The 10,747-nt window shown below is 52.1% G+C and carries 8 protein-coding genes and 1 pseudogene; 5 read left to right on the top strand and 4 right to left on the bottom strand.

Going from position 1 to position 10,747, the window contains the following annotated elements:
- The 4 genes from pqqF to L9Z73_RS01690 form a co-directional block, all read right to left on the bottom strand.
- Positions 1 to 661: pyrroloquinoline quinone biosynthesis protein PqqF (gene pqqF / locus L9Z73_RS01705; protein ID WP_247395884.1), on the bottom strand; the 661-nt coding region annotated here is incomplete at its 3' end.
- Positions 662 to 709: 48 nt separating this feature from the next.
- A complete protein-coding gene (locus L9Z73_RS01700) occupies positions 710 to 1,504 on the bottom strand; it encodes a carbon-nitrogen hydrolase family protein (RefSeq protein WP_247395881.1) in 795 nt (264 codons plus the stop codon).
- A gap of 11 nt (positions 1,505 to 1,515) precedes the next feature.
- The gene (locus L9Z73_RS01695; protein ID WP_247395886.1) at positions 1,516 to 3,198 is read right to left on the bottom strand and encodes a flavin monoamine oxidase family protein; all 1,683 of its coding nucleotides are present in this window, start codon (positions 3,196 to 3,198) and stop codon (positions 1,516 to 1,518) included.
- A 165-nt stretch (positions 3,199 to 3,363) separates the two neighbouring features.
- A complete protein-coding gene (locus L9Z73_RS01690) occupies positions 3,364 to 3,810 on the bottom strand; it encodes an Lrp/AsnC family transcriptional regulator (protein ID WP_017847827.1) in 447 nt (148 codons plus the stop codon).
- A 16-nt stretch (positions 3,811 to 3,826) separates the two neighbouring features.
- On the opposite strand from L9Z73_RS01690, the pseudogene L9Z73_RS01685 reads away from it, so the two are divergent.
- The 5 genes and pseudogenes from L9Z73_RS01685 to L9Z73_RS01670 form a co-directional block, all read left to right on the top strand.
- Positions 3,827 to 3,994 (top strand): annotated as a pseudogene (locus L9Z73_RS01685) (VOC family protein); the annotation flags it as partial.
- A gap of 478 nt (positions 3,995 to 4,472) precedes the next feature.
- Positions 4,473 to 5,516, top strand: a complete 1,044-nt coding sequence (locus tag L9Z73_RS01680) for a DNA cytosine methyltransferase (protein ID WP_247395879.1) — start codon at positions 4,473 to 4,475, stop codon at positions 5,514 to 5,516.
- A 60-nt stretch (positions 5,517 to 5,576) separates the two neighbouring features.
- Positions 5,577 to 5,849: a hypothetical protein gene (locus tag L9Z73_RS31375; protein WP_430624272.1), complete on the top strand. Its 273-nt coding sequence runs from the start codon at positions 5,577 to 5,579 to the stop codon at positions 5,847 to 5,849.
- Between the two features lie 143 nt (positions 5,850 to 5,992).
- Entirely contained in the window at positions 5,993 to 8,998 is a 3,006-nt protein-coding gene (locus tag L9Z73_RS01675; protein WP_247395878.1) for an ATP-binding protein, read from the top strand.
- Positions 8,998 to 10,707, top strand: a complete 1,710-nt coding sequence (locus L9Z73_RS01670) for a response regulator receiver domain (RefSeq protein WP_247395876.1) — start codon at positions 8,998 to 9,000, stop codon at positions 10,705 to 10,707. The genes L9Z73_RS01675 and L9Z73_RS01670 overlap by 1 nt, the downstream gene beginning before the upstream one ends.
- Positions 10,708 to 10,747: the final 40 nt, after the last annotated feature.

Below are 10,747 nucleotides of genomic sequence, written 5' to 3'. Positions count from 1 at the left end.
GTCTCAGTTGCTCACCGAAGCGCCGCGCCAAGCGTTCGAGTTCTGCCAGCGGTTGCGGGCCGGCCAGGCTCAACGTCATTTGCCCCGACTGGTAGAAGTGTTGGTGGAAATCCCGCAACGCTTGCTGAAACGCCTGACGTTCCACCGGCAGGCTGTCGCGATTGCCCGCATGGAAGCCCCGAAGCGGATGATCGGCTGCCAGGCTTTCCAGCAGCGCGACCTGTTGTTGTGCGTTGGCGTCCTGGGACCAGGCGACAAATTCCGCGTGCAGCACTTCGCGCTCGCGCAGTTGATCGTCCAGCGCCAGGCGCGGATGGGTCAGCATATCGGCCAAGCGTTCGAGCCCGTCGGCGAAGGTCGGCAGCGGCAGTTCAAAGAAGAAATCCGTGGTGCGCTCACGCGTACTGGCATTGACCTGGCCACCGTGGCGCTGCACGTAGGTCATCAGCCCTTCTTCGGTCGGAAAACGCTCAGTGCCAAGAAACAATAAGTGTTCCAGAAAGTGCGCCAGGCCGGGCCACGCCAAAGGCACGTCATGGCTGCCGGCCGCCACCCGTAACACAGCGGCGCAGCGCTTTAAACGCGGTGCATGGCGCAGGGAAACCCGCAGGCCGTTGGCCAGGGTCAGGTGAAGGTGATGAGGCTGGGCCGGCGCAGGCATGGGCACTTCCGATACGAGGGAAGTGCCTATGCTAGCAAACCCTCCAGATCAGGGCTTGTGCAGCGTGCCGTACAGTTCGGGGCGACGGTCTTGCAGGTAGTCGTTGGCGGTGCGGGCATCGAGAATCGATTGGGGTTCCAGCGTGCCGACGATCAAGGCTTCATCCAGGCCGGCCTGGGCGATTCGCTGACCATCCGGTGCGGCGATGCTGCTTTGCCCGCAATACTGAATCTCGCCTTCGTGCCCGCAGTAGTTGGCGTAGGCCACGTAGCACTGGTTCTCAAAGGCCCGCGCCCGCACGGTGACGTCGGCGACAAAGTCGAACGGCACCATATTCGCGGTGGGCACCAGGATCAGAGTGGCGCCGGCCAGGGCCAGGCGCCGGGTGTTTTCCGGGAACTCCAGGTCGTAACAGATCAGCACGCCCAGTTTCCAGCCGTTGAGTTCCACCAGCGGAAAATCATCACCCCCGGCACTGAACATCGAATGATCGAGGTCGCCAAACAGGTGCGTCTTGCGGTAGTTGCACAGGCGCTGGCCATGAGCGTCGATCAACTGCACGGCGTTATAGATCTGCCCGTCCGCGGCGCGTTCCGGGTAGCCATACAGGATCGCCAGCCCGGCACTTTGCGCCAGTTCGGCAATCGTCTGCGCCGACTCGCCATCCTGCGCTTCGGCCAATGCGCCGACGGCTTCGGTGCCGATGTTGTAGCCGGTGAGGAACATCTCCGGCAGCACCAGCACGTCGGCGCCGGACGCCTCGTGCACGAGGCGGTGCAGGCGCTTGAGGTTGCCGGCCACATCCAGCGGCAGCGGTGGGCATTGGTACAGGGCGACACGCATGGCTTGGCTCCTTAATCGGCCAGGGCAATTGGCCCGATTTCATCGAACACATCACCCGGCCCTGGGTTCTCTGCGTGAGTGTGGCCGCCGAAGTGGGTCATGATGCCCCAGACGGCGTTCAACGAGGTTTGCACCGCGCCTTCGACCCAGGCAGGTGTCCAGGATACGTCATCGCCGGCGATAAAAATCCCACGTTGCTCGGCGGGCATGTCCTTCTGCATGAAGTGCGCGTACATCCGCTGGTTGTAGCGATAGTGACCGGGCAACGCACCTTTGAAAGCCCCGAGGAAATGCGGGTCGGCTTCCCAGGACACGGTGATCGGGTCGCCGATGATGCGCGCCTTGATGTCGACTTTCGGGTAGATCTTGTTCAGCGCGTCGAGGGCCAGCTTCACGCGTTTATCGATGGGCTGCGGGAGCATTTTCAGCGCATCGCTCATCCACGAGTACGACAGGCAGATCACGCCCGGCTTGTCGTCGCCGTTGTCGAACAGGTAAGTGCCACGGGTCAGGCGATCGGTGAGGGTCATGCTCATCAGGTCGCGGCCGGTTTCCGGGTCTTTGTCTTTCCAGAACGGGCGGTCGACCATCACGAAGGTCTTCGACGATTGCATATAGCGGGTGCGGTCCAGGGCCATCCACATTTTTTGCGAGAACAGGGTTTCGTCGCATTCGATCTGGGTGGTCAGCAGCCAGCTTTGGCATGTGGTCAGCACGGCGGCGTATTCGCGGGTATCGCCGTAGTTGTCGGTCACGGCGAAACGGCCGCCGGCCGCGTGGGCAATGCGTTTGACACCGGCCCGTGGCGCGCCGCTGTGCAACGAACTCAGGCTGGTGCCCGCTGGCCAGTGGGCGCAGCGCTCCGGCACATGGCGCCAGATACCCATGGGCACCTGTGCCACGCCGCCGACCACCAGGTGTTGATGGTCGTCGCAGTTGGTCATCACCACACGGAAGATTTCCAGCATGGAGTTGGGGAAGTCCGAGTCCCAGCCGCCGGTGCCGAAGCCGACCTGGCCGAACACTTCACGGTGATGGAACGACAACTTGGCGAAGGCCTTGGAGGTGGCGACGAAGTCGTAGAAGGTGCGGTCGTCCCACAGCGGCACGAGTTTATTCCACAGCGCTTTGAGGCGCGGTACGTCGCGGTCGCGGATGGCTTGCTGGATATCGCCGAACTGCGAGCCGGCTTCCAGGGCGTCGGCCCAGGCGTCAGCCACTTCCTGGAACAGCGCAGGCAAGTCGGACAGTTTTTGTGCGTAGTGGGTCTGGCCTTCCAGGTCGATGACCGTGCTGCCGGAAGCCGGCGTCAGCGGGTTGGGGAAGGGTTTGGTGTCCAGGCCAAGCTTGTCGACATAGTGGTAGAAGGCGGTGGACGACACCGGGAAACGCATACCGCCCAGTTCGGCGATGATGCCTTCGGCCCCTTCAAATGCCTGGGAGCGCAAGCGCCCGCCCATCTTCGAGGCCTCGTACACCACGGGCTTGAGGCCCAGCTTCATCAGCTCATAGGCGGCCACCAGGCCGGCAATCCCGGCGCCGACGATCGCCACTTCGGCGCCATGGTTGGCCGCCGGAATACTGCCCAGGCCGGCGGGGTGCTCGATCCAGTCATCAAACGCGAACGGGAAATCCGGGCCGAAGATGGTGATGGGTTTCTTACCGTCGGCGGGGTGGCGATTGGTCTTGCTGATGCTGCTGGACGGAATGCTCATGGCTGACCTTACTAGCGGCTCGCGGGACGTGCCCGCTGAGTATAGGAAAAGATGGCAGCCAGTTTAGGGAGCGTAGCGTTCGTAAATAAGACGCAAAGTGTCGTCGAATTGGATTGTTTTTAGTCAAAATGACGAGGTTGGTGGTCAGATTGGTTGTCTGCGATCGAGTTTGTTACTGAGGATGATCGACGTGGTGGTTTTTTCCACGCCATCGACGCTGCCGATCTGGTCCAGCAATTGATCGAGCTGCTCCGGCGAATCGGTGCGTAGCCATGCCACGTAATCGAACTCGCCGCTCACCGCGCACAGTTGCTGAACCTGGGCCATCGCACTGAGCTTGCGCAGCACGTCCTTGCCCGAACGCGCCTGCACGGTGATACCGACATACGCCTGCAAACCGCCATCCACCACACGCTGGCCAAGGCGCACGCCATAACCGGTAATCACCTGGGTTTTCTCCAGGCGTGCCAGGCGTGACGTCACCGTAGTTCGCGCAATACCCAACTGCCTGGCCAGCATGGCCACGCTCTCGCGGGCGTTGATCTGCAACGCGGCGATCAGTTGGCGGTCGATTTCATCGAGGACAGGCAAGGGCAGCTCCGGTGCGGACGGATGGGGGGCATATGTTACAGGCTTGCGTGGTCTTTTCATCGCCGGACACATTCGGTTCAAGGGCGAGGTGGGAGAGCGGGCGACGCTGTTCTTGTTTGACCCCTGCGGCAACGCGTTGGAGTTCAAGGCGTTCAGGGATATTGGGCGGTTGTTTGCGAAGTGAGTCTGTGGATGGTTGCGCTCGCTAAAACGGCAACGTCAGACACACAAAAGCCGCGCAATGCGCGGCTTTGGAGTTGGTGGGCCCACACGGACTTGAACCGTGGACCAAAGGATTATGAGTTGCTGGGCGAGCTGATATGCCTAGAGAAAGCGTCCGTAGGTGAACGTAGGTTGGCATAGCTGGCGGGCCCGTTTTTACAAGGGTTGAGCGTATTCTTGAGAAGCTTAAGCAAGCTGAGTACTGTACTGCAGATGTACTTATCTTGCACTCGTGCTTCTGATTGAGCATATTTTATCAGCCACGTTTTGTAGCGAAGAAAGGCTAGGGCACGATCCAGCCGACTTTGCCTTCATTCTGCCGTGCATCGGGACACTTTGGGCCTCGAACCTAGTATCCTAAGGGGCTTTAGGTACGTGAAAACTCTTGTGCTAATCACATTTTTCGTGTGCAAGAAGCATTCACTAGTCAGGAACACCCCATGGTCAGCAAAGCTCGAAAACCCCTTGCTCTCGATTTGTTCAGCGGTTCGGGTGCCGTCACCCTCGGGCTTAAGCAGGCCGGGTTCAACGTCGTTGGAGCTGTTGATCTCAATCCGGGAGCCTGCGAAACCTACCGGGCCAATCACCCGGATGTGATGCTAATTGAGGAGGACATCCGCAAAGTTTCTCCAGATGCCTTCTCAAGCGTAATCCCAGGGAACCTTGATCTTCTGGTTGTATGTGCGCCTTGCCAGCCTTTTAGCAGCCAAAATCGCCGTAGAAGCCCAAGTGACGCGCGTAATGATCTCGTCAGTACTGCCATTCCCTTTATTGAGCGCTTTTCACCTTCCATCGTCTTTTTAGAAAATGTGCCAGGGTTGGAGTCTAGTGATGTTTTCGGTGGCTTCAAAAACTGGCTTGAGGATGACGGTTATAGAGTATCGAAGCCGATGCGCATCGATGCGGCAGAGTTAGGAGTCCCTCAACGACGTACTCGTATGATTCTTGTTGCCGCTAAGGGAGTGTCCCTAGACCGGGCGATTGACATAGCAAAGTCGGGAAAAAAAACCGTCAAAGACACAATCGGAGATCTTCCAACTCCCCCAATTGGGCGTCCGCCCGAGGGGCACGACCCGTTGCACTTTGCTCGCAAACACTCGGCACTCAACATACTTAGGCTTCAGCACATTCCTGAAGACGGGGGTGGTCGCGAATCACTACCACTGCATCTTCAGCTCGCATGCCATAGGAGGAGCAAAAAGTCTTCTTTCTCCGATACGTATGGGCGTATGCGGTGGAGTGATGTATCTCCGACATTGACGACGGGTTGTACGGATATAACCAGGGGTCGTTTTGCACATCCGAAAGAGCACAGGGCTATAACATTGCGTGAAGCCGCGAGGCTTCAGTCATTTCCTGATCACTATATGTTCAAGGGTAATGCTGCCCAAGTCTCTACTCAGATTGGTAACGCGGTCCCGCCTGCAATGATGAAAGCCATAGGAGTAAGCCTGAAAGCTGCCCTTTTTATACAGGGTGACTGAGCTTGTGAAAAACAAGACGCAGCACCGCCCTCGCCATCCTCGGAGGCGGCGTCAGTGCGAATGAAGCGCGCTCGCATGAAGTGTGCAGGGCATGAACAGGCCGTTCGTAAACTCCTTTTTGCAATTGGCTTTCGCTATAGGATTAACTACAAACCAAAGAGCTTGGCTATAGGAGGAGCGAACATAGATATTGCATTCCAGAGGATCAAGCTCGCTGTATTGATTGATGGATGCTTTTGGCGCGGTTGTCCTGAGCACTGTACGATCCCTAAGGCGAACAGCGAGTGGTGGGCTGAGAAGCTTGAAGGCAATCGTATCGGGATGAGCGAGTAACCGGGGCACTGAAAGCGGAGGGGTGGACGGTGCTTCTTTTCTGGACTCATGATTTGCCAGGGGATATTGCGGAAGCGATCCAGTGCGCTATGAAACAACTCAAAAACTAAAGAGCTAGCTACGTTTAAGCCTCAGGAGTAATCATGACCCAGCTCAAGGTTAGAGCTAGAGCCGTCGACATGCTCGGTCGACAGCAAATTGCAGGTATCCCAACTGCGATTCACGAGCTTTTCAAAAATGCGCATGACGCTTACGCGGAGAGAGTAGAGGTCGATTTTTTCCGGCGTACCCGGGTTCTCGTCTTGCGCGACGATGGATACGGAATGACCCGGAGCGATTTGGAAAATCGGTGGCTTACCCTCGGTACTGAATCAAGAGTGAATGCCAACCGAGACGAAATCGAGGAAGAAACTGAAGAGGAAACTGAAGAGGAAGTTTGGAGGAAGTGGCGAGGCCCCAAAAAACTTCCCAAGCGGGTAATCATGGGCGAGAAAGGTATTGGCCGCCTCGCAATTGCTGTCATTGCCCCCATCACCATTTTAATGACTCGCGCAAGCCGTCCTGACGGCCTCCATAACCTTGTTGTGGCTCTGATTCATTGGGGGATATTTGAGCAGCCGGGAATAGACATCGGCGCTATTGATATTCCGATAGAGGAATTTTCAGGCGGCATTCTTCCTACAAAAAATGATATAGCTAAACTGATAGATAAAGTCAGTGAGAACCTGAAGTCTTTAAAAAACAGAATTGACCCTGATGTATTTATACAGTTACACCAAAATTTGGATTTGGCTAGAACTATAGGGCCAGACAAAATAGATGAAAACCTGAATCAGGGCCGAGATCAGCCGCTTACTCTTACTGGTGAGGGGTACGGCACCCATTTTATTGTTTTACCAGTTGCTCCTGAGCTAGATGACGATATTGATGGAGGCGCGGACAAGGAGGCGTCAAAGCTAGAGCGAAATCTTCTCGGTTTTTCCAATCTTATGAGTGGTGATGAGCCTGTAATTAAAACTGAGTTTCGTGATCATCACCTTTCTGAGGTTGAGGAATTAATCGGACCGTCTGTTTTTTTTACTGAAGATGATTTTACGAAGACGGACCATTTGTTTGAGGGCGACTTTGATGAAAATGGTCAGTTTATCGGCGATGTGATGATCTATGGAAAGCCTCGAAAATTCGTTTGTAATTGGAATGACGGGCGAGGTCGTCGACCTCGTTGTGGAAGCTTTTCAATTCGTTACGGCTACATACAAGGTAATCCGAAGGAATCTAGTCTAAATTCTCAGGATTGGACCGAGATGAGTTCCAAGCTAGAGCGACTTGGTGGTGTCTATATTTATCGGGATGGTATTAGAGTGTTGCCGTATGGGAATACGGATTATGACTTTTTAGAAATTGAAAAGCGAAGAACTAAGTCTGCGGGAGATTGGTTTTTTTCTTATCGTAGAGGTTTTGGCTATATATCTATTGGTCATGAGAATAATACATCTCTTACGGAAAAAGCAGGGCGTGAGGGGTTTCGAGAGAATCAAGCGTATCGTGATTTTAGATCGGTTTTAATCAATTTTTTTCAACAGTTAGCGCTCGAATTTTTTCGAGAAACTTCACCTCAGGGAGACTACTGGGAGGTGAAGAAGGAAATAAGTGCGCAAGCTGAGCTTTTGAAAAAGCAGAAGAAAAAAGCCGATGGTAGACGTACTGTTTTCGAAAAGGAATTGGAAGACTTTTCAAGTGAGTATGAAAGTGATTTCTATGAGCTTGAAGCTGAGCGTATATCTAGAAGTCTAGCGGAACGTCTAGATTTGCTTTTGGAAGAGAGGGACCAAGGGCAGCTTGCTGTTAAGTTAAGACTTTTGGAACTCGATGTGCGAAGTCAGTTTAGAACTCTGTATAATAAGTCTATTATTATGCGACCTAGGGGGCTGTCTTTACCCAAAAGGTTGGAAAAAGAATGGGCCGCTTATGAGCGCATGAGCTTAGAAGTCAGAGAAACCGTACTGGATCCATTGCGTCTAGAAATTGACGAAAAACTTCAAAAGGCAGCGCACGGCAATCTAGCGGAAGCCCAGCGTCGAGAAATAGCCATTCAGAGTATTGAGCGAGAACGAGACTCTACAGTTAAAGAACTTGTAGGTCTGCGCCGTGAGGCGTTTCAGGCATCTGATAAGATGCAACAGTCCTTGAAACAAGTGCTGCAATCTGAGTTTTCAGACCTCCGCGCAAACATTGAAACTCTTGTTGCCGAGTTCACTCAGCGTTCGGCGGAAAAACCAGAAGAACTTGACCATGTACGCCACGAAATAGAACAACAGATTGGGAACCTTAGAAAGCAGGAGTCCGAACTCTTTGATTCGTTTAGGCGCCAGATGATTGAACTGTCTGAAGGGATCGAAGAACGTGAGACTTTAGATGACCGCTTTGCTGCATTAGAAAGCCGAAATCAGTTGCTGGAAGAACAACTGGATTTTTATTCGGACTTCGCTCAGATGGGAATGTCTGTTGGTATTCTTCAGCACGAATTTGAGCGAGCGGCTCGGGGCATCAGAGTCGCAATGGCTGACTTTAAACCATGGGCAGATCGTAATCCCCCGTTATTCAAGATTTATAAAAATCTTCGTGAGCATATAGAGCACCTTGATGGCTACCTAAAGGTACTGGATCCTCTAGGTCGAAGAATGCATCGCTCAACTGTAGAGCTTTCCGGGGACGAGATACTGAATGTTATTCGTAGAGTTTTCAACGAGTCGCTAAAAGATGGCGAAGTTGAGCTGATAGCTACTAATGCATTTCGTGATAAAAAAGTGAAATGTAGGTCATCTGCGTTGCTTGGGGCATTCATAAATGTTGTCGATAACGCTATTTATTGGGTGGCTAGCCGCTCTGAAAATTTGCGAAAGATAATTTTAGATGCTGATGATGATGGCTTTTTAATTTCAAACACAGGACCAGGGGTTGAGGAGAGAATGCGAGATCAGATATTTGATTTCGGTACGAGTAAAAAGCCTGGTGGACGGGGTATGGGGCTTGCGATTAGTAGGGAAACCCTTCTCCGAGAGAACTTTACGATTGAGCTTGAAAAGACTGGTTTGGACGTGAATCCGGTATTCAGGATTAAGCCGATGGATAAGCAGGGAGAAGTATGATGCAAGCTGAAGTACTTGGAGAAGCAGCCCCGGCAGTTAATCCGCAAGAAGACTGGTTTAAACACTGTTTGTCCTCTGCGAGAAAATTTTTAAAAAATGCTGTTGTGATTGATAATGAACCGTTCGTTGAGAGCAAACGTAAAGTTTCAATTGACGAGTTTCGCATAGTGGCTCCAGATGACGGAATGGGCGACACAACCATTTTTGAAGCAGTAGTTCCAGTTGAGTTGGTGGCGGAAGAGCAAGAATATACTATTGATCCGCACAGGCTAGATGTTCGGAAAGTATCTGACGCATTTGCAGAGGAAGGTTTAAATTGTGCCTTTGTTTTACCTGATGATAATGACTTTAATGAAGAGATAGTTGTTAAGCGAGTTCTTAATGCTGCACTTATTTCTGATATCGTAGTCATTGACTGGTATTTGTACGGTGACTCTCCAAATCTTACTAGAAGGATTTTGAAAGAGATCGCGTTAAGTGATGTTGCAGAAAATGGCCGTCTGCGTTTCATTTGTATATATACAGGTCAGCCTGTAGTTGATCAGGTGTATATGGATGTTAGAGAGTCTCTTGGCGGGGGCGGCATATATGTTGAAGTGGTCGACGAAGGTGTGTTTTTTTCTAAAGAGCAAAGCTATCTCGTTACAGTCATAAATAAAGCCGCCGTACTTCCTTCTGATCTGCCAAGTAATCTGGTTTGCTCTTTTACTCGGTTTGCAGACGGCTTAATGCCGTCTTTTGCTCTTGCAGCTGTAGGGGCTATTAGAAAAAACATACATCATATGGTCACCCGTTTTGATAAAGGGCTTGATTCTGCATATGTGGCAAATCGTTTGATTACAAATCCGCCTGAAGATGTAGCTGAGTTGATGCGGGAGCTTTTAGTCTCTGAGTGTGATAATGCAGTAGGCCTTGAATCCGTTGCAGATCAGTACCTTGATAAGGAGGCAGTGGAGAAGTGGCTAAATATAAAAGAAGGTGAGATTGTTTCGCAAGCTTACGGAAAAAAGCAAGTTGATAAAACGTTACTTTATCTTTTGCTGAAAAACGGTATTGATGATAAGGGTGCGCGAACCGATGCAGGCGATTTGATCAGTCTGCCTGGGGAGCACCGGAATAAAGTTTCAATCTCTCTTGCCGGGGATGAAGAGAAGTCTAAAGAGGCGGAGCTTTCATTTTCTCGGCTCGTAGTTTTCAAACGAGAGGCTTTTGGAGACACCAAGCTCATAGGCACTGAGGGCTGGCTACCTTCCTTGACGACGGGTACTCTACTTAGGATGCAAGATGGTGAGGCTAGGCGGTATTTTATATGCCTTACACCTGCGTGCGATACGCTGAGACTGTTGAAAGAAACTCCCTTTGTTTTTCTCGAAGCTGTGATTGATGATAGTCGTTATAGCTTAATTCTTAAAGAGGAAGAAGGTAACAGTCGAGGGCTGTATTTTCGGGAAAAGCACCCAACGCTTATGACTTATTCTTTTCTGCCTACAGGTAACTCTCAGCGGGTGAGAGGAGAACAGCATAAGCCTGAAGGTGGTAAAACTTTCTTCACGTTCTCTTCGACAAGTAACCAGCAAAGATTTACATGGTTGGGTGAGGTTCGCTATGCGAGGGCTGCAAGTGAAATGGCCAAGCTTGCAGGTAATTGGATGAGGATAGGGATAAATGATTCAGAGTATTTACGATTAATTGAGTGCGGGAAATTCTAGTGCTTGAACTAGGAGGCCTCGTTCGTTAATGCCCTAGGGG

This window comes from Pseudomonas emilianonis (assembly GCF_023072625.1).
GTDB classification, from domain to species: Bacteria; Pseudomonadota; Gammaproteobacteria; order Pseudomonadales; family Pseudomonadaceae; genus Aquipseudomonas; species Aquipseudomonas paraveronii.
Note: the sequence above shows the minus strand (reverse complement) of the source record. Positions and strands in the feature narration are given on the sequence as shown.

Coding starts and splice junctions, on each gene's coding strand:
- L9Z73_RS01670 (WP_247395876.1), top strand. CDS start 8,998: ATGCAAGCTGAAGTACTTGGAGAAGCAGCCCCGGCAGTTAATCCGCAA.
- L9Z73_RS01680 (WP_247395879.1), top strand. CDS start 4,473: ATGGTCAGCAAAGCTCGAAAACCCCTTGCTCTCGATTTGTTCAGCGGT.
- L9Z73_RS31375 (WP_430624272.1), top strand. CDS start 5,577: ATGAAGCGCGCTCGCATGAAGTGTGCAGGGCATGAACAGGCCGTTCGT.
- L9Z73_RS01675 (WP_247395878.1), top strand. CDS start 5,993: ATGACCCAGCTCAAGGTTAGAGCTAGAGCCGTCGACATGCTCGGTCGA.
- L9Z73_RS01700 (WP_247395881.1), bottom strand. CDS start 1,504: ATGCGTGTCGCCCTGTACCAATGCCCACCGCTGCCGCTGGATGTGGCC.